Below are 17718 nucleotides of genomic sequence, written 5' to 3' on the forward strand. Positions count from 1 at the left end.
AGTCATCCTTCGCGGGCTTGATAACCGTGTCCCAAATTATGGGGTCTGACAGGGCTTCGCTTGCCGCTTTATGGGTTTGCATCGTCGCGAATTATGGGGCCAGAGGGGCTCGAAAAAGGCAATCGCATCTGGAGTGCCAGCTCATTTTATGGGTATCTGCACAGCGAACGCCGGATCGCGCGGGCCCGGGCCGAGGCGCGCCCGACTGCGCAGGCCCTCGTCGGGCAGGCGGCCGTACTGGCAACGGGGGGCCAACCCATGCTCGCGGCCGTCGCCGAGATCCGGGCGATCGGCGAGCTGCTCTACGGGACCCGGTGGACCGCGGAGCTCGCCTGGGACGTCGGCAAGGACACCCGTCAGGTCCGACGCTGGCTCTCCGGCGAAGCCGCCGTCTCGGAGCGGGCGCTCTCGTGGGCACGCAAGCTGGCCCGGCGCCGGGCCCGCCAGATCGACGCCCTCGGCGGCCGGGACGACGACTAGCGGCAGCGCCGGAAGACCGCGCCGTCGTGCTCCAGGCTGCCGTCGGGGCACACGACGAGGTCGGTGTCGTACGGGACCTCCGCGCCGCCCATGCCGAAACACCTCGGGGCCCGGACGCGGCCGTCGGCGATCGTGGCGGTCGCGCAGTCCATCAAATCGATGCCGACCCCGCGCCCGGGCCCGATTGAGATGTCGGGGAGGTCCTGGCCGACCGCGCAGTAGCGGCCCGGCGCGGGCCGGGGCTCCGCAGCCGCCGGGGCGACGGCGAGGACGAGGGCGAGGAAGGTGCGCATCTCAGATCTCCATGACGAGGAAGGGGTCGAAGGCGGGGTTCTCCAGCTCGACGGCCCACATGCCGTCCCGGCGCCGGTGCGAGGTGTCGTGCCCGCGGGCGTTGGCGATCACCCTCGTGCGCCCGATGCGGTAGTCGGCCGACCGATGCACGTGCCCATGGATCCAGATGTTCGGGGCGCCGGGGCCCTCCATCAGCGGCGTCAGGTCGCTCGCGTAGGCGGCGTCGATCGGCTCGCGGACCTCGCCGTGCAGGAGGCTGCGCGGGTGTGGAGCGTGGTGCGTGACGACGATCCGTGGTCCGTTCCAAGGCTCCGCGAGCCGCCCCTCGATGCACGCCCGGTGCTGCCGGTGCAGCGCGAGCGCGGCCGGCGGCCGGAACGGCGCGGGGGTGCCGTTTCGATCCCGGATCTGCACCAGCCTGTGATCCCTCATGCCGACTTGGCGGTCCCCGGCGACGCGCATCGCGAGCTCGCGACGCTCCTCGCCCGCGATCGCGTAGTCCGTCCAGAGCGTCGCCCCGGTGATCTCGACGCCGTCGACGAGGCAGGCCTGCCCGCTGTCGAGGAGCGTGATCCCTGCGGCCTCGGCGAGGTCCCGGGCGCTGGCGAGCTCGTCCGGGTAGCGCGCGCGCCACATGTCGTGATTGCCCGGCACATAGACGACCTCCCGCGCCCGGGGGACGACGTGCTCCGCCAGCCACGGGAGCGCCCTCCGGGTGAGGCCGTCGGCCACATCTCCGGCGACGATCGCAATGTCCACGCGCGGGCCCGGCGGCGGCGTCCACGGCGTCGCGTCGACGTGCAGGTCGGACAGGATCCAGACCGTGACCATCACTCTCCCCCCTCGCACCAGGCGGTGCCGTCTGCCTCGAACCACGCGGCCGCCGCTCGTACGACGACCCGCCCCTCGATCCGGAAGCCGCTCTCCGTGAGCCGGTACCTGAGCCGGCGCGCGCCCGGCGGCCGGGGCAGGTCGGCGAGTTCGCCGGAGGCCCACGCATGGACGTCGCGCGCGCCCGCCCGCAGGCACCGGAGGCGGGCCACCTCGGATGCCCGGAAGGCGACACCGATGAGGACGACCCCGAGCCGGTGGCCGACCACGCGTCCGGAAATGCGGACGCTCCACCGGCAGCGGGTGCGGTTGCGGTAGACGTCAGCCACCGCCGACCACCCGCCTGCCGTTGGCGTGCTCCGGGCACAGGCACCGGAGCCAGCCTCCCTGGCGTACGCGGCCGGGCTTCCCGCATTCCTCGCAGATGTAGGCGGATAGATGCTCGACGGCATCGACAGTATTCGCCGTGTATTCGCAGTCTTCGTTGGCGTCGTAGTACCAGCGCGCCGAGCCGAACTTCTCCTTCATCTGCGTGGTGTGGAAGCCGTCGGCGATGCCGTGCTCGCGCAGGAGTTCGGCCGCGCCTTCCCACAGCCACTTCCATCCCGGGCCGCACTCGAAGCAGCCCTGGCCGAACACGCGCCGGTGCCGCCTGGCCAGGCGCTGCTGCCAGTCCGGCGGGCACCGGGGCGCGCCGTCTCGCCATCGGCACGCGAGGACGCGTGCGAGCAGGTCGAGCAGGAAGGGCCTCGGAAGGGGACCGACGAACGTGCTGGGTCCGTCGGCCCTGCGCTCCCGCTCGACGGCGAGGAGCGGCCCCTGCCACCGGACGAGCGGCCCGTGCGGCGAAGGCTCGACCGCGAGGACGGTGACGCTGTCGGCGCCCCGGTGGTGGCGCAGGGCGGGCCCGGCGATGCTCAGAAATTCCTCGGCGATCACGGCATGGGCTCCGGCGGCAGGGGGGCGAAACAGAAAGCCAGGGCCTCGACCTCGCGGGCAAGCCGCAGGCCGAGGGCGGGATCGAGCCGGCCGGCCTCGACGAGCCGGCCGATGCGGACGACGCGGGCGCGGCAGCCGCGGCCGACGAGGGAGCAGACCCGGCCGCTCTCCCAGGCGGCGCGGATCCGCGACGCGATGACGTCGAGCGTGTCGGAGCTCTCCACGGCACGCCCCCCTCAGTTCGGGAGGCGGCGCGCGAAGAGCTCGCGGCTGGCCACCACCGCCTCGATCATCCGGCGCAGGGGGCGCAGGCTGCCGCCGCGCCATGCCGAGAGGACGTCGAGCTCGCCCCCATCGAGGGCGGGGCACCACGCCTCGTCGAAGCCGCGCTCGCGCCGGAGCTCGTCGAGGATCGCCGCGGCGACGACCGGCAGGTCCTCCGCGCGCGGAGCCTTCCACTCCAGGGCCTGGCAACGGTCGCGCAGCGGGGCGGAGAGCCCGTCGAGCGAGTTGGCGGTCAGGACATAGGAGACGGGCGAGAGGTCGAGGGCGCACTCGAACGCTGGATCGTGGATCGCCCGGGCCGTGCTGCCCCTCTCCAGGAACGGGAGGAGCGTCTCGTCGAGGCGGCCCCATCGGCGGCTGTCGCCCGCCTTCTCGACCTCGTCGACGACGATGCCGTGGGAGGCCTTCCCGAAGCGGAGGCATGCCTGGGCCGGCACGGACGGGCGCCAGGATCCCCACATTCTGCTGGTACCAGCCCAGCTGCCGCCATCCATCTGGCCTGCACCGGCGTAGACGGTGACGTCGAGCCCGGCCGCCTCAAGCACGGCCCGCGCGAACGCCGTCTTCCCGCAGCCGGCTGGGCCGACGAGGATCCGCGGGGAAAACCGGGCGTAGGGGGCACCGACAAGGTCGGCCGCGTAGGCCTCGACCGCCTCGACCGCCCACGGGAAGCGGGCGCGCAGGCGCTTGACGAAGGCTGCCGGATCCGGCGCCGACACGAGCGGCATGGGCTTGCCGGCCCACGGCTCGGCGAGCGCGCGCGGGCTGTCGCCCCGGTCGCGGATGCTCTTCGACGGCTCCGGCAGGTGCGTCATCACGGGGAAGACGACGAGCGACAGGGCTGGCCGGGCCGCCCGACGGCGTGCGCCCTCGTCGAGGATCCGGCGCGCGTTAGCAACGGCGAGGATCTCTTCCGCGGAGAGCTGCCCCGGCGGCACATCCGGCAGATCGAGGGCGAGGTCGCCGTCCTGCACGACGGGGGGCTCGACCCGCTGCCCGGCGCCCCCGCGCAGGATCGTGTCCTCGTCCTCTACCATGCGGAGCGCCGACCCGAACGTCGTCCAAGCCTGCACCCACGCGGCCGCCTCCACGTCGAAGCTCTCAAGCCTCGGATAGCTGGGGCCGGGCACGTATGGCACGTCCCGGAACGTGGCTTGGGCGTCCTCGGCGCGCAGCAGCGCGTGCCGCACGACAAGGAAGGCGCGGTCGAGCTGGGCGGCCCGGACTTGCGCGGCCGCAGTCGAGAGGAGCTCGGCCGCCAGCCTGGCCGAGGCGAGCTCGCAGCCCAGCTCGGCGAGGTGGAACACGAGCACCCCGCCCACGTCCCGCACGAGCGCGAGCGTCGGCGTCGGCAGGCTGTTGCGGAGGGCCTCGCTCGCGAGCATGCGCTCCAGCGTGGAGATCCTGCCGACGGTGGCCTCCTCGAATGCGGCGGTCAGCGCGGCGTGCGTGCGGTCGCGCAGGCCCGGCGCGCCGAGGAGCGGCTGAAGGCGGGCGCGCAGATCCGTGACGGCGTCGTGGCCGAGCATCCCTCCGCCGTAGAGAAGCTGCACGCGGGTGCGGGTGCCCTGACCGTCACGGGGCCCGGCGAACGGGCGCGGGTCGAGGATGGCGGCGCGCACGGCGGCGGCCGACGAGGCAGCATGCTTGGTCACGGGAGGAGCTCGCAGGTACGGGATCAGGATGCGCGAAGAGGCGCGCCGAGCAGGGCTCAGGCGGCGGCTATCCGTTTCCGTAACAAGCGAGCTGCGAACACGAGGGCGATCCCTGCGGTGAGGCGGTTACCCTGGCAGGCGGGGACTCCCGAGGCAACGCGCGATCGGGGGGCGTGGTGAAGATATCCCTGGACGTTGGGGGCCGGCCCCTTCCCATCGCGAATCGTTCGCCGATGCTACACTTGGTCGGAGGGGTAGCGGAGGGGCGAACGATGGCGAGCGCGAGCGAAGAGCACCGGGCGGCGTGGGATTTCTATCGGCTCCCAAAACCGGCGCAGACGGTGTTCCGGGGCCGGGTCGTCGGCGCCAGGTGCGGAGAGCCCGACGTCGTCGCCGCCTTTGCGGCAGTCGGGGTGACGAACTCAATGAGGCCCCCCGTCATGGTCTACGACGACGTAGCGGCCGCGCTCGTCGCACTGCCGGTGGACGGCCGCCCGGCGATCGAGGTCGCCATGTTCGGGCAGGCTCTCACCCCACAGGAACCGGCCGCCCTCGTCCAGGAGACCCTCGCCCGCGGGCGCGCCATCGGCCACGACGACCGCCAGCTCGCCGGGGCGATCACGGTCGTCCTGAAGAGCCATGGGCACCTCGCGAGCAAAGCGGCCTTGTGGACATGCTCTTGATCTAAGGCGCCTGCGGGCCTCGTCGCGACCGCGACGTTCGTCTCTGCCACGGCAGTCCTCGGGACCCTGGCCCGGGCCGACCGGGCGCTTGCCGACCTGCGCGACACCGTGCACCCCGGGCGCCGCTGATCTCTGCGTCAGCGCTTGGTCCCGCTCCTCTTCCCCTTGGGCTCTGTGCTGTGCCGGGCGCAACCTCAGACTTTCTGGGCTTCCTCGAAGTGCCGCAGAACCCGCCGGGCGATCGCGAGCAGCGCGTCAAAGGTCAGGATCTCGATGCGATGGAGGTGGCCGTTGTGCCGCCGCAGGGCCGACCGCTGGTCGTCGTTCAGGTCTCTGCCGATGATGATGCGGGCCCGCATCTTGGTAACGTCCTCCCCGTCGTTGGCGAGGATCGAGTCCCGGTTCCGGTCGAGCTTTTCCAAATAGTTTTCGGCCTGGGCCACCACCCGCGTCAGGTCGCTGCCGGGCGCCCAGACCTTGTGCGAGGTGTCGAAGGTGAAGAGTGCCTTCCCCTTCAGGGGGGTCTTGATCTCGATGAGCTCGACCCGGCCGTCCGTCGTCCGCCGCGGCACGAAGTCGGCGATCTCGTCGCGCGTCCACCGGCGCCGGTCGAGGATGCAGCTGTACTCGCTCCCGAACAGCCAGGGGTGCCGTTCGAGCAGCGCCTGGAAGTCGCCTTCGCTCGTGTCGGGAGCCTCGATCATAGCCTCGAACCGGTCGACCACCTCACGGTAGACGGCGAGGTTCATGGCGGCGGCCGCCTTCTCGATGAACCCATCGTCCCGGGCGAGCCGGGAGACGAGAGCGCCGAGGACGTCGGGCTTCTCCGAGGCCTCCCGCAGGAGCATGGTCAGCGCGTCGAGCCGATCCGGCGCGGCGAGGTCGCGCAGCGCCTGCATCACGTCCTTGGGCCCGCCTCGCGTCGGCATCACGATGTAGCCGCCGGTGGAGGGCGGGAGGGCCCCGCTGCGCGCCGCCGCGAGGAAGTCCGCGAGCCGATTGGTCTCCTCACCATCGAGTTGGACGGAGCGGGTCAGGTCGACCGTGCACGCCTCCTTCGAGAGGGCGATCGTCTTGATGCTCAGCGCGTCGTGATGGTGCTCACCGGTGTGCCGGTCGCGGACGCTCGTCAGGCGCGCGATCCGTCGAACCTTCGAGCGATCCTTCTGCCCGTCTTTGAGGACGACCTCCTTGCGGCCGAGAACGTTTGGATTGATCGTGGGGTCGCGCTCATCGACGTAAACCTTCGTGGGCTCCACGATCCGCTCCGGCGGCATGCTGCCCAGCTAACCTGGACCAAACCAAGAACGTCGTCCAGGGATTCCGAAGCACCACGTACGCCCTCATCCGCGCCCCTGTGCCTGCAGGGCTTCCTCGACGAGTTCGGCGACCCGCTGCCCCGCGGCGCGGCCCCGCGCTTCGCCCGTATGGCGACGACCCGGTGCAGATGCATCCCAGGCGACGCGACGACCAGCTCGCTGTCGGCGCTCAGGCGGACCATCAGCACCAAGTCCTCCTCGTGGCAGGCCGGCCGCCGTGGCGGGGTCATCCCCGCAAGACGCGCAGGGCGGTCTCGGCATCGTAGCCTGCCCCGTCCGCGAGCGCCTCCGCGCGAGCGGGCTCCCACGCCTCGGGATCGCCGAGGGCATGCCGGCGCTCCCGCAGCGCGCGGGACAGCGCGGGCTCGGGGTGGTCGTGATAGTCGGGCATGCCGAGAGGGTCGCGCAGGCCCCACCCGCGGGCAAGCCCGCGTGCAGAGGCGTATAACGAGAAGAGCCCCGGCATCGCCCCGGGGCCCTCTGAACACCTCGCCCACTAGGGCGGGTAAATCTCGATCACTTGAAGGCTGTAAAAGACACGCTGTCATCCCTGCGCACGAGGACAGGGGCTAGGTCATCTCACCGGCAGTATCGCTCACGATGTGTCATCCCTGAGCACTAGGTCAGGGGGCGTCTTGTGCACGCCCTGAAAATTAGGCCCAGGCACCAGCCGAGGGAAGGCCCGATTGGAGGCATGGTAAACGGTCGGCGTTTGCCTCTGTCAGCTTTGGTTGAGACGTTGGTGATGATAGCCGGAGCCATTGTTTTGCTCCCACGCATCGAAGCTCCGCACTGAAGCAACCTAGAGTGATTAGGGGCCGCCATATCGGTTTGCGCTACCCAATACCTCATGCACGAGCGGCTACTCGTCGCTCGCTTGGTTGGCCCCTGATGGTGTTAGGGCGGCTTCCGGGACATCCGACGGGGTATGCCGCTTCCCTTGAACCCGGAAAAGGACGACTGCGGTCTCCACCGAGCTGTCCGCAACGGTTCGATGATGGACGCCAATCTGGTCGCGTATGTCGGGCTGGGCTCCGGCTCGGTCATGCAGGTCGAGGACCATCAGCATGGAAAGCGCGATGTTCGTGCCCTGATACGAGATGGCTTGCGGGCCGTATCGGTCGACCAAGTCGCTAAGCGTCAGCTTCGGGAAGGAGCGCTTCAGTTCGGACGTCGTCTTCATCCATCTGTAGGTGAACAGGACATCAACGCGCCCGCCGCCGAGGTCCCGGGCCTCGGGTCGGCAGATCTCCGCGAGCCGCGAACCCATGAGGAAGTTGACGAAGTCATGCTGGAGATCGGCTTCCAGCGGCGGGTTGTCCGCGTCACGATTGAAGAGATAGGCGACGCCGGGATACGTTGCCTTGCTGAGGTTGTACCGCGAGACGACGAAGCGTGTGACCTCTAGGAGCAGTACATCGACGAAGCTCCGGACATCCTCTCGCCCCCCGTAGTCGACATTCCCGGCGAGGGCGGCAAGGGCTGTCCCAAGCACCTCGTCGACGGTCCTGGATACGGTCTCGTCGTACAGGATGACGGCATCGGCCTCGATGCGGGCCGAGACGGTCTCGCGTACCTGCGCCGGGAGGTGCTCAATGATGGCGGCGGTCGGTGAGCTCCCGTCCGCCGCCCCGGAAGGGCGGTGGGTGACGAGGTCTACCCGGGCTTGGCCCACGAGGTCCCCGAGGGACATCGCCTCCGGCAGGTAAGCGGACCCGGCGTTCTCCTCTATCCAGTGCTCCAGGATGTCCAGGGAACGAAGCTCGCGCTGCATCGCGCCCACGATCATCGGGCGCACGACCTGCTCTAGCCCGCCGTCGGACCCTCGCCGGAACATGGTACGGCTCGCGGCATAGACGGACAGAAGCTCCTCCTCCATGACCGCGGCGACTTTGAGCCACGCCGAGCGGGAGATCTTGTCCGTGACCGCCCCGAGGCGGAGCGCGAGCGAAGTCCAGTGGACGCGTTCGAGGTCCTTCGCCGTGAGCCAGGACGACGTCTCGGGCTCGCGGTCATTCGCGGTGAGGTAGGCGGTGTACTCGAAGGCCGATCGCGTGACGGTGTCGATCCGCTCTGGGAGATCCTCGCCGGTACGGCCTTCCTGGAAGGCCACCAGCATGTCGAGGCAGTTCCGGTAAAGCCGGGCATCGAGGCGCGTCTCGGTCGCGTCCTCGGCACGCGCAAACCAGCCCCGGGCCCGCCCGAAGGCGTCGAGCGCCGTTTTCGGCGTGGTGGCGCCGAGCCCCGTTCTCAGCGCATCGAGGCCGAGCTCGACCGCGGCTTCGTCCTCCGCGTCCTCGACATCCGCGAGTTCCGTCAGCTTGTGGCGCAAGTCGTCGGCGGGCTCGTGGGCCAGCACGGCCCCGGCAACCCTGGCCGCATGGCGGAGATAGATGCCGTCGTCCGACGGGTCGAGATCGAGGAGGTCGGCTTGGAGGCGCCGGAGCAGCGACCGCTCCGACTGGGCCATGATCATCGCCGCCTTCAGCGCCTGGGAGCGGGTGCCATAGTGGGCCGACCTGTCGGCGGCCCGTTCCAGGAAAACCCGGCCGAGCCCTTGGCGGTGCGTCGGCGGAACCTGCCCGCCGCGCCCAAGCCAAGACGCAATCTCCATCATGGCGAGCACGTCGGCGTTCTCCGCCACCGCGACCAGGGCCTTCGTGGTTGCCTCGGCTCGCGGATGTTCGGCGAGGATGACGAAGAGGCGCGCGCCCTCGACTTCCGCCGCATGATCGGCGGCCGCCGCGGCGAGCTCGTCGACCGGGATGTCGCCGAGGTCTTGCGCGTCGCCGTCGTCGAGAAGGCGTCTGATCAGGTCGGACGGCGCCACGGAGCCAGGCTCAGAAAAGGAATCGCTCGCCATGAGCGTGGGTCACGTGATCGCATGGGACAACGTCGAGGAGCGTCGGGTCCGCACGGGCGCCGACGATGATCTGGATGTCCCCCGCGCTCTGGATAGCCTCGTGCACGCGCGACAGCAACGCGGCGAAGTCGGCGGGCGCCATCTCCTGCGCGCCCGGGCTATCCAGGACCAGCAGGCCCGGGTGCCGGCCGTACATGCGTTGCCGGGCCACCTCGATCACGGCGAGCGCCGCCGCGATGCGCACGCGCAGGTTCTCTCCCGGGGACAGCCTCCCGAAGCTGGTCGGAGCCTTGCCCTGCACGATCCGCATCGCCCCCCCGGTGCCCCAGTCCATGCTCTCGATGTTCTGGACGCCGAACGAACGGGACAGCGTGGTGATCTCCCTCGACACGTCGGCGAGGATCTCGCGCGCGAGCCCGTCGTAGAGATCCTTGGTCACCTCCTCGGCGGCCTGGAGCACTGCCTCGTCATGAGCGCCGGTGGCAGCCTCTTCCTTCTCCTCCTCTTCCTCCTCGGCCGCGATCAGCGCGAGGAGTTGCTCGCGCTGGGCCTCAAGGCCCCGGATCTCCATCTCTAGGTCGGCGGAGCCCTCGGCCCGCAAGGCGGCTTCGGTGGCGCGCGACGCCTCGATGGCCTTGGAAAGCTCCGCCTCGGCCCCCCGCTGCGACGCCTGCGCCTTGGTCGCCTGGGCGCTCAGCTCCGCGACATTGACCTCAACGTCGTCGACGTCCCGCTGCAACTCCTCCAGCCGCAACGCGTCCTCGTCCTCGTCCGGTGCCTGGCGCGTGCCGCATAAGGCGCAGGTAGAACCCTCGTCCGCCCGCGAATGCCGGTTGTGGTCGATGCCGGCATCGCACGAGGGGCAGCAGACGGGGCGCAAGGTCCGGAGCACCACGCCGGCTGCCCGCTCGTCCCTGAGTTGCTGCAAGGCCCTCCGCGTTTCGAGGAGCAGGGTCGTCGCGCCCTGCAACTGGCGGTCCACCCTGACCGCCTCCTGCCGCGTCTCCTCGATCCCCTCGCGCAGGGCCAGCAGCCGACGGTCCTGCTCAAGCATCGTGGCCCGCAGGACGGCACGGTCGGGCCCGGGGCGGACCCGGCCGCGCGCGGACGAAAGGGAGGCGTCGACCGCTTCGAGCCTAGTCCGGAGCCTGTCCCCGAGGCCGCGGGAGGCGGTGGGACGCTCGGCCTTCGTCGCCCTCAGCCGCTTCAGCGCCGTTGCGGCAGCCGTGTAGGTGCTGACCCACGGCAGGCCCATGAACATCTGCAGCAGCCTCAGCGGGATGGCATCGACCAGCAGCTCGCCGAACACGGCCTTGCCCGGACCGTCGACGAACAGCGCCGACGCGATGACCGGCCAGCCATGGGTATGGCTGCCGTCCTTCTCGTTGTGGGCATGGAACCTGGCGAAGCCGAACTCCGCCAGCATGGCGTCCTCGACGGCCCGTTCGAGAGGCTTCCCGACCGTGCCCTCGTACAGGGTGAACCACCCGCCCTCCTGTTCGCGGCTGAAGCTGCCGGCCGCGCCCTTGTCGGGGTCGCCCGCCTCCTTCGTGACGAGGAGCCGGTGGCCGATGCCGTTAGCCTCGAAGACGACCTCCGCCTTGCTCAGCCATCGCCACACGTCCGGCTTCACGCGTTCGTGGATGTCGCCGCGGATGCCCCCCTGGATCACGCCCAGCAGGGTCGACTTGCCCCTGAAGTTCTGGTCCGAAACGATGGCCCAGAGCCCGGGACCGAAAGTGAAAGTCTGGCCGAACGGGCCGTCGGCGACGGTGCCCTCCTTGATACCCTTCAGCGTGACAGAGCGGATGCGGAGGCTCTTCCTACGGGGCAAGGTGGATTGAGGCTCGACGGCGTGCCGGTCGAGCATCTCCTGCACGACCGGCATCGGCAGGGATGCCTTGCCGGCGATGGCCTCGATCCACTCCGCTGCCGTGGCTTGCGTGCTCATCATCGTCCCCTGAGGCTCCGGAGCCGGGCCAGGACGCGCTCCTTGATGGACGGGATTTCGGTCCCGTGGCGGGCGTCGCGGTACTCGGGATGGAGATACTGGTCGCCCTTCAGGTCAGAGCCGCTCCGGAAGCCGGCCAGCGTCATCACGAGCTCGACCCGCGACCTATACCAGCCAAGGCTCGGCTGCTCGCGCTCGATCCGCTCGATGAACGCGAACGAGGTCGGAAGGACGATGAAGTCGTGCCGGCGCTGGCCGGTGGTCTGCTTCAGCGGACGCACCAGGCCATGCGCCGCGAGGATCGAGAGCGGCATCTCGATGTTCTGGAAGGCCCCGCGGCGCCAGCGGACCATCGCGACCGTGCGAAGGTCCGGCTCGTCGGCGTCGAAGATGTCGGACGCAGCATCCAGGGCGGCAGGATCGCCCTCGGTCTCGAAGCGGGTCAGGAGTTCGTCGGCCAAGTAATCCGGGTAGCGGACGAGGAAGTCGATAGCCATCGCCCGCTTCTCGCCGCGGAAGATGCGCCCATCGTGTGCGGCCTCCTCGCTCCCGAGTGCCAGGATGTACAGGAGGCGCACCGCGTCGCGATGGTGGAACCCGATCTGCGGCTTGGCCGGTCCGCCCCGCGCAGGACGGGTCGTGTCAGGGCTCGTGGTCGTCTCGGGCTGCCCGTCCATCGTGGTCGCTCAAGGTCGTGGAGGCCAAGTCACGTCGGTGACGAGGCGTGCGCCGGCCGGCGCCGAGTTCGTGTCGCCGGAAGGCTAGCCCGCCGAAGCACCGGCTTCCAAGCCGCCTCGCGGCCATCGACGCTCGACGGGGTCAGACCGGGCCGGTGACATAACGGCTTGGCAGTGGCCCGGTTCGTTCGCGCGCAGGGTATTGGGTTAGCGCTACCCGATACCCTGCCGCCGAGTTGTGTTTCCCGGCCCCCAGGGGTCACCCGGTCGGGACGGCCTCTGGCGCCGTTTTGGATCCGGGCACCTCGGGCTTGCGCAGGCTTCCAGGCCGGGACAGGTTCGCGGCCGCTCAGGAGATACCGTCATGAAACCCGTCGGCGAGCACCCAACCAACTGACGGCCGGAGTGCCGCCATGGCCGAGCCTCCGCGCCCTTAGGGATAGGGCGAGCCACGTCGGGTCCGGGACGTCCTCGACGTGCCTAGCGGGCCGGGGCCGGGACTGCTCCCTCCCAGTGAGGACGCGCAGGATCGTGGCGGGATCGTAGGCGTTGTTGGGCATGCCGGGATGCTCCCGCCGGCAGGCCTCGTTAGCCGCCCCAGTTCAAAAAATTCTCGTCCGCCGGCGATGATCGCGGACGTCCAGGCCACGATGGTCTGGCTACCACATGAAAAAAACGGGAATGTTCAAACCCGAAAATTTGTCGATCCAGACAATTTGTGGCCGCCCGCTAAGCTATTATGAACCAAATCTGATTCAGGTTCCAACAGGTATTTGCGATTACATCAACAGGCCTCCCGGCGATGGCGTCGGCATGAGGCAGGACAGATGGCTCCTTACACCACGCAGACCGCGCTTGAGCTCGTAAAGGAACTCCAGGGGAAGGCCCGCTGGTCCGACAAGAGTTTATCGATGCGGCTTCGCCGCGGCGAGCCGCTAAGAATCTTCATCGAGCGGAGCATGATGGGCGGAAGCGTCGTCTATGCAATCTGGAGGGACGACGGCGCCATCGGCGGCTTCGCTCACCGCATTGTGTCGGGCCTAGCTACGGCTGAGGCCCAGGCTGTCAGCGTCGAGGACAGCCTCGTCTACAGAGTCCCAGACGAGAGAGGGGCGCGGTTCCTCGCGGCCGGGTTTGGTGACGGCCGGGTACCCGGTCCGGAGGAGGAATACGTCATCTCCATGGAAATCTGGGATCCGGACGGCCGCCTGGACGAGAATGGCCGACTAGTGGCGACGACCTATCTGGAAGTCGGTCCCTGACGGGCATGGTCACGGGTCTGCAGGGCCTCTTCGACGAGCTCGGCGACCCGCTGCCCCGCGGCCCGGGCGCGCTTCTCGCGGATGGCGACGATGCGGGTCGGGGGCGTCCCCGGCGACGAGACGACGAGCTCGCCGTCGGCGTGGAGGCGGACTGTAATCGTGATGGGGTCGCTCATGGCAGGGGAAGGGGCTTGAAGCGGGCGCGCTCGCGCTCGTAGTGCTCCAGGACGTGGTCGACCCAGGGGGCCATGCCGCTCGCCTTAAGCTTCAGGCGCTGAGCCCGAGCGTACACCTTGCGGGTCACGTCCTCGATGCGTGCCTCCTCGCGGTTCTCGGTCTTGTCCCGCGCGTGCGCCAGGATCGCCGAGCCAGCGCCCCCGAGCTGCTCCTCGTCGAGGAAGGTCCCGAGCGTGCGCCGGGCATCGTGCGGGGTCCAGACCCTGATGCCGTAGCGCTCGAACAGGTTGCCGTGGGGACGCTTGAACAGCGGCCCCTTCTTGCCCTTCCTCGTCTTGCCGGCCTTCGTCTTGCCCTCCAACCGATGGAAGAGGCCGGTGAACCCGGCCGGGGTCACGTGCTTACCGTCGACCCGACTGGGGAAGCGCCACGGCGATGACGGGTCCGCCCCGAGCCGATCGATCGCCGCGATCGCGGCCGGCGGGATCGGCAGGGCGTGCGGGCGGCCTCCCTTCCGGCCGCTCTTCATTTCCTTCGCGGTCCAAGTCCAAACCTCCCAGCCGGGCATGTCGGGCATGGGGATGATGCCGTCGCGCCGGGTGCGTCCGAGGCTGCCCGTCCTCTGCCCGGTCAGGACGACTGCCCAGACGGCTGCCAGCATGCCGTTCTCGGTCTCCTGGTCAGTCGAGCTGAGGGTACGGTGATGCTCGATGACGAGCAGCGTTCGGACGAGCTCCTGGATCGTCGGCGTGTGCTCGCGAGCCTTCGAGCTGTACTCGATGTGCCAGCGCTCCTGCCACCACGCGTGCTTTTCGTCCGCGAGCCCCGAGCGCGTCGCATGACTGCGCCACCCCCAGGTCAGCGCTTCCTTGCACTGCGCGACGACGCGGGCCGCGGCGGAGAGGGTGCGGGATTCAATCACGCGGTCGCGCAACTCCTCCAGATCCGAGATCTCAATCGAGGCCAGCTCCAGCCTCTCGATTGGCTCGAACTCGGGGCCGGTGTGGTAGGCCGAGTAGCTGCGCCGGTAGCTCTCCTTTAGGTCAGGCAGCTTCGATGCGAGGAACTCGGCCATGAGGTCCTGCCACTGCCATGGCCCGCGCCGGCGGCGGTCCTCGTCGGACTGCACCTCGACAGTCTCCGCGAACGCGGCGTCCGCGGCGAGCTCGACCGGCTTGCCCTTGGCCAGCACCGCCTCGAACACGTGCAGATCCTCGCGCGGGTTGACCCCGGCCTCGACGTCCCGGCGCGCGCGGTCGGCGGCGAGCCGGGCCGCCGGCAGGGTCAGGGCGTCCATGGAGCCGAGGCGGAACGTCCCCTTGCGGTGGCGGAGGTACCACGTGCCCGCCGCACGCGTGATCCGCAGGGTGAGGCCCGGGGTGTCCGCGTCGGCGATCTCCGCGCCGCGGCCGACGAGCTTCCCCTCCTGGATCATGCGGGCCGCGCGCTCGACGGTCGCCGCCGTCATTCTCACGCGCTCGCGCTCGTAGCTGCCCCTGCCTGCCGCCTTCGCCATGGCCCATCCCCCGGGATACAACGGGGATACAACATGGGTATTCGGGCCGTGGCAACGAAGATGTCACCCCTCTAAACGAGGAAAACCACGCAACATCAATGGCTTCTGAGGAGATGGTTAACTGAATATCGGGAGGGGTTCACTTGGGCCATATAGCTTCCCAAGCTGAATGTCGTCGGTTCGATCCCGATCGCCCGCTCCACCAACTCCTTGGAATAGAACACCTTTTCATCAGCCTAGCGGCCGATGTGTTCCCCATGTTCCCCATGGTGTTCCCCACTGTTCCCCTCCCCTACCCGGAATCCGTTCGCTTCCGCGGAGCAGAGGTCGGGCGCTTGGTGGTGGAGCACTCTCGGTTGTCCCGGAACACGGTGGAGGGTAGGCCCGGAAGCTGGCGACGCCACGGGACCAATCGTGGACGGCAGCGGAGGCGGCAACGTCCGCCATACCGGAGGCTCACCCTTCGGCCGCACCAAGATCCGGGGGACCGTCTAGCTTGCCTTGGCGATGTTCGTGCACCTGGGACGGCTTACGGGGTCGGCTCGGATCCCTTCGGGACGTCTCGCTTGGTGCGAGAAGAGGCCGGCGGCGGGGCTCGCCCGAAGAGCGACATCCAGGCCTTCATCAGACGCTCCGGCGAGAAGCGGTCGGCCTCAGCCAACATGCGCTCTTGCATGTGGGCCATGACTGCGGCCTGAAGCGGCCGCACGTCGGGGACGCCCAGGAACACCCGGGCCTCCTCAGGGGTGCAATCGACATCAGCGGTGACCTGCATCGTGAGATCCTCCTCATCCTGAGGAATGCGGGACAACCGTGAACGATCCCGTGCTCCTGAAGCAGCAAGGTGGCCCCTCCGCAAAACGTGTCGGATCACTAGTGGTAACTACCGAGGCTGAGGTCGGGTCGACCACCGGGTTTTGCGCTTCACGAAGCCATCCTCAGCGCCAGACGGGTCTTCGTCACCGTTCCGGTGTTCCAGGTCATTCGGCATTGCCCGATCTCTCAACGAGACTCGCTGACGCCCGTTCTGTTGGCGCACACCGTGATCATCGTCTGGCAGGATAAGGTTCTGCATAGGATGGCAATCGCCCGTGCTGCCTGATCTGACCCGTTGCACTGGCCGTGAACGGCACTGCCAACGAGGCGTTGATCCGGCTGGAAGCCAAGGAGCCACGTCATGCCTGACAAGCCAGTATCGCCGGTATCGACGGAGGCACTCGCTGAATCGGCCTACGACCAGCATGCCGGTCGCTTTCGCCAGTCGCCCAACGGGCAGACCAGGCCCGAGCAGCCCGCGGTGCCCGCTCCCGAGCCGGACGGAACCGATCCGGCGGCGCAGCAGGCCGGTCAGCCTCAGTCCTGAAGGCGCGGTGCCAAGCCTGAGCTGTGAATAGCTCGACGACGGCGCCGTGCTCGAAAAGCTCAGTCTGGCAAGTTCTCGCCGAAGTCTGCGAGGTGCCAGGCGCGAACCTTCCGCTTAACAGCACGAAGCTGCGCCATTAGGCACTTGGTCGAGCCACAGTGAGGCTTCTTGACGAAGCGCCACACGCCCGCGGCAGCGCCTCGCTTCATACAGAGGAGCGATGCCGGAACCGGATGATCGAGCAAGCCTTCTCCCTCTGACGCTGCTGCAGTTGAGGCTCCATGACCAAGCCGACAGATCCCAAGCTCGACGATGATCCTCTGCACCCGGCGGTTGGACTCAGAGCATATGCGCAACGTCCGCCGAAGGCGGAGGGTGAGAGTGCGACCTCATCCGGCGCCACGGATCCCGCCGATCAGGGCAAACCCGGGCACAGTGCCATGGAGGATGGTGGCGGGCGGCCGAGGCCCGGCCAGGACAAGAAGCCGGGTTACCGAGGCGCGTAGAGCTGGTCGGGCGCCATCGTGACTTGGAGCGTGCATGTCGACCAACGACCCCGATCCGACAAACCCGGCGGTTGATCCGACTGCCGAGGGGCGCGGGCTCGTCAACAAGGCCGGCCGAGGGATGCATGCCCGTACCCGGTCGACTCGGAGGAGCGCGAGGAGTGGATGGAGGGCTACGATGGCCGCGCGAGGGGAACGCCTCCCGACCAGCCGATGGGGCCGACGTAGGTCGAGTGCGCTGGCGTCATCCCCCCTCGAGCGGGCCGGGAAAAGGCCGGGAATGTAGCCGGGGCTTTGCATTGCAAAGGTGATATTGAGCGGATCATTGCATAAACAGGTTTAATCTCGAGTAGATCGCACGGCAATGCTCTGTCATCAATAATGACTGCCATGTTCCGCCGATGCTTCGGTTGCGCATACTCGGTTCATTTTTGACGATTTTATCATACACGAGGGAGCTGGCCACGAACAACCTATTGCGCGCGAGTATTAAGACTCCTGTCAGAGCAAAACCGTGCTAAAATCCTCTGTATGGCGCTGGTGATCCCGCATCTGCGGCAGAATGCTGCAAGCTACGCACCAACACGACAGTAAGTTCCTTCTGGAATCAATTCATATCAAGATGAAAGTGCTCTGAAAGGAGCTTAACTTGCCTTATCTCGGACAAATATCAATCAGGAGAGCATCATGACCATCGGGATGATTCTTGCTTATGTGGCGAATTCCTATCAGTCTGCTCGATCCAGGCGTGAACTGAGCCGGTTCAAGGATCATGAGCTTGCCGAACTTGGAGTTACTCGGGCTTCGATCAGCAGATGGAATCCTTAGTGCTTCGAACCTGGTGCGGCCGGAGCTACCTACCGTGGCGAATGGGCCCTGTGTCAATCGGCGTCCAAAAGGGGGTCCTTCCGCGCTTT

The 17718-nt window shown here is 68.4% G+C and carries 17 protein-coding genes and 1 pseudogene; 5 read left to right on the top strand and 13 right to left on the bottom strand.

Going from position 1 to position 17718, the window contains the following annotated elements:
* Positions 1-258: 258 nt before the first annotated feature.
* The gene (locus tag MFF61_RS04425; RefSeq protein ID WP_238179410.1) at positions 259-480 is read left to right on the top strand and encodes a hypothetical protein; all 222 of its coding nucleotides are present in this window, start codon (positions 259-261) and stop codon (positions 478-480) included.
* Here the strand turns inward: MFF61_RS04425 and MFF61_RS04430 are convergent.
* Genes MFF61_RS04430 through MFF61_RS04455 form a run of 6 tightly spaced genes read right to left on the bottom strand, consistent with a single transcriptional unit; the run spans position 477 to position 4484 of the window.
* On the bottom strand, positions 477-773 hold the full coding sequence (locus tag MFF61_RS04430; protein WP_147025477.1) for a hypothetical protein: 297 nt from the start codon (positions 771-773) through the stop codon (positions 477-479). The two genes, MFF61_RS04425 and MFF61_RS04430, sit on opposite strands and share 4 nt — an antisense overlap.
* 1 nt (position 774) lies before the next feature.
* Positions 775-1605, bottom strand: a complete 831-nt coding sequence (locus tag MFF61_RS04435; protein ID WP_238179409.1) for a metallophosphoesterase — start codon at positions 1603-1605, stop codon at positions 775-777.
* Entirely contained in the window at positions 1605-1934 is a 330-nt protein-coding gene (locus MFF61_RS04440; protein ID WP_147025479.1) for a L5-gp82 domain-containing phage-derived protein, read from the bottom strand. Before MFF61_RS04440 ends, MFF61_RS04435 begins: the two co-directional genes overlap by 1 nt.
* Entirely contained in the window at positions 1927-2544 is a 618-nt protein-coding gene (locus MFF61_RS04445; protein ID WP_147025480.1) for a hypothetical protein, read from the bottom strand. Before MFF61_RS04445 ends, MFF61_RS04440 begins: the two co-directional genes overlap by 8 nt.
* Positions 2541-2768 (bottom strand): hypothetical protein, encoded by a 228-nt coding sequence (locus MFF61_RS04450; RefSeq protein ID WP_147025481.1) that lies wholly within the window; start codon positions 2766-2768, stop codon positions 2541-2543. Before MFF61_RS04450 ends, MFF61_RS04445 begins: the two co-directional genes overlap by 4 nt.
* 12 nt (positions 2769-2780) lie before the next feature.
* Complete coding sequence (locus MFF61_RS04455; RefSeq protein ID WP_147025482.1) at positions 2781-4484, bottom strand: AAA family ATPase; 1704 nt, start codon at positions 4482-4484, stop codon at positions 2781-2783.
* Between the two features lie 440 nt (positions 4485-4924).
* Here MFF61_RS04455 and MFF61_RS04460 point away from each other — a divergent pair, with 440 nt between their 5' ends.
* On the top strand, positions 4925-5167 hold the full coding sequence (locus MFF61_RS04460) for a hypothetical protein (RefSeq protein WP_147025483.1): 243 nt from the start codon (positions 4925-4927) through the stop codon (positions 5165-5167).
* Between the two features lie 194 nt (positions 5168-5361).
* Here MFF61_RS04460 and MFF61_RS04465 read toward each other — a convergent pair whose 3' ends face one another.
* From MFF61_RS04465 to MFF61_RS04485, 5 genes are all read right to left on the bottom strand, one after another.
* Entirely contained in the window at positions 5362-6426 is a 1065-nt protein-coding gene (locus MFF61_RS04465) for a Shedu immune nuclease family protein (protein ID WP_147025484.1), read from the bottom strand.
* Between the two features lie 286 nt (positions 6427-6712).
* Positions 6713-6877 (bottom strand): hypothetical protein, encoded by a 165-nt coding sequence (locus MFF61_RS04470; RefSeq protein ID WP_170267760.1) that lies wholly within the window; start codon positions 6875-6877, stop codon positions 6713-6715.
* Between the two features lie 471 nt (positions 6878-7348).
* A complete protein-coding gene (locus MFF61_RS04475; RefSeq protein ID WP_238233864.1) occupies positions 7349-9349 on the bottom strand; it encodes a hypothetical protein in 2001 nt (666 codons plus the stop codon).
* Positions 9327-11303, bottom strand: a complete 1977-nt coding sequence (locus MFF61_RS04480) for a hypothetical protein (RefSeq protein WP_238233865.1) — start codon at positions 11301-11303, stop codon at positions 9327-9329. Before MFF61_RS04480 ends, MFF61_RS04475 begins: the two co-directional genes overlap by 23 nt.
* On the bottom strand, positions 11300-11977 hold the full coding sequence (locus MFF61_RS04485) for a hypothetical protein (RefSeq protein WP_147025487.1): 678 nt from the start codon (positions 11975-11977) through the stop codon (positions 11300-11302). Before MFF61_RS04485 ends, MFF61_RS04480 begins: the two co-directional genes overlap by 4 nt.
* Positions 11978-12804: 827 nt before the next feature.
* Here MFF61_RS04485 and MFF61_RS04490 point away from each other — a divergent pair.
* Positions 12805-13239 (top strand): hypothetical protein, encoded by a 435-nt coding sequence (locus MFF61_RS04490; protein WP_147025488.1) that lies wholly within the window; start codon positions 12805-12807, stop codon positions 13237-13239.
* Positions 13240-13411: 172 nt separating this feature from the next.
* Here the strand turns inward: MFF61_RS04490 and MFF61_RS04495 are convergent, their stop codons facing one another.
* Together MFF61_RS04495 and MFF61_RS04500 are read right to left on the bottom strand one after the other, a co-directional pair.
* Positions 13412-14932 (bottom strand): integrase arm-type DNA-binding domain-containing protein, encoded by a 1521-nt coding sequence (locus MFF61_RS04495; protein WP_238233866.1) that lies wholly within the window; start codon positions 14930-14932, stop codon positions 13412-13414.
* Between the two features lie 529 nt (positions 14933-15461).
* The gene (locus MFF61_RS04500; protein WP_238233867.1) at positions 15462-15707 is read right to left on the bottom strand and encodes a DUF6489 family protein; all 246 of its coding nucleotides are present in this window, start codon (positions 15705-15707) and stop codon (positions 15462-15464) included.
* A gap of 402 nt (positions 15708-16109) precedes the next feature.
* Between MFF61_RS04500 and MFF61_RS04505 the strand changes: the two genes are divergently transcribed.
* Positions 16110-16295: a hypothetical protein gene (locus MFF61_RS04505; RefSeq protein WP_238233868.1), complete on the top strand. Its 186-nt coding sequence runs from the start codon at positions 16110-16112 to the stop codon at positions 16293-16295.
* Positions 16296-16930: 635 nt separating this feature from the next.
* Positions 16931-17029 (top strand): annotated as a pseudogene (locus MFF61_RS34020) (ribosome modulation factor); the annotation flags it as partial.
* Positions 17030-17718: the final 689 nt, after the last annotated feature.

This window comes from Methylobacterium isbiliense, from assembly GCF_022179325.1.
Lineage (GTDB): Bacteria > Pseudomonadota > Alphaproteobacteria > Rhizobiales > Beijerinckiaceae > Methylobacterium > Methylobacterium isbiliense.

Coding starts and splice junctions, on each gene's coding strand:
- MFF61_RS04425 (WP_238179410.1), top strand. CDS start 259: ATGCTCGCGGCCGTCGCCGAGATCCGGGCGATCGGCGAGCTGCTCTAC.
- MFF61_RS04430 (WP_147025477.1), bottom strand. CDS start 773: ATGCGCACCTTCCTCGCCCTCGTCCTCGCCGTCGCCCCGGCGGCTGCG.
- MFF61_RS04435 (WP_238179409.1), bottom strand. CDS start 1,605: ATGGTCACGGTCTGGATCCTGTCCGACCTGCACGTCGACGCGACGCCG.
- MFF61_RS04460 (WP_147025483.1), top strand. CDS start 4,925: ATGGTCTACGACGACGTAGCGGCCGCGCTCGTCGCACTGCCGGTGGAC.
- MFF61_RS04470 (WP_170267760.1), bottom strand. CDS start 6,877: ATGCCCGACTATCACGACCACCCCGAGCCCGCGCTGTCCCGCGCGCTG.
- MFF61_RS04475 (WP_238233864.1), bottom strand. CDS start 9,349: ATGGCGAGCGATTCCTTTTCTGAGCCTGGCTCCGTGGCGCCGTCCGAC.
- MFF61_RS04480 (WP_238233865.1), bottom strand. CDS start 11,303: ATGATGAGCACGCAAGCCACGGCAGCGGAGTGGATCGAGGCCATCGCC.
- MFF61_RS04485 (WP_147025487.1), bottom strand. CDS start 11,977: ATGGACGGGCAGCCCGAGACGACCACGAGCCCTGACACGACCCGTCCT.
- MFF61_RS04490 (WP_147025488.1), top strand. CDS start 12,805: ATGGCTCCTTACACCACGCAGACCGCGCTTGAGCTCGTAAAGGAACTC.
- MFF61_RS04495 (WP_238233866.1), bottom strand. CDS start 14,932: ATGGCGAAGGCGGCAGGCAGGGGCAGCTACGAGCGCGAGCGCGTGAGA.
- MFF61_RS04500 (WP_238233867.1), bottom strand. CDS start 15,707: ATGCAGGTCACCGCTGATGTCGATTGCACCCCTGAGGAGGCCCGGGTG.
- MFF61_RS04505 (WP_238233868.1), top strand. CDS start 16,110: ATGCCTGACAAGCCAGTATCGCCGGTATCGACGGAGGCACTCGCTGAA.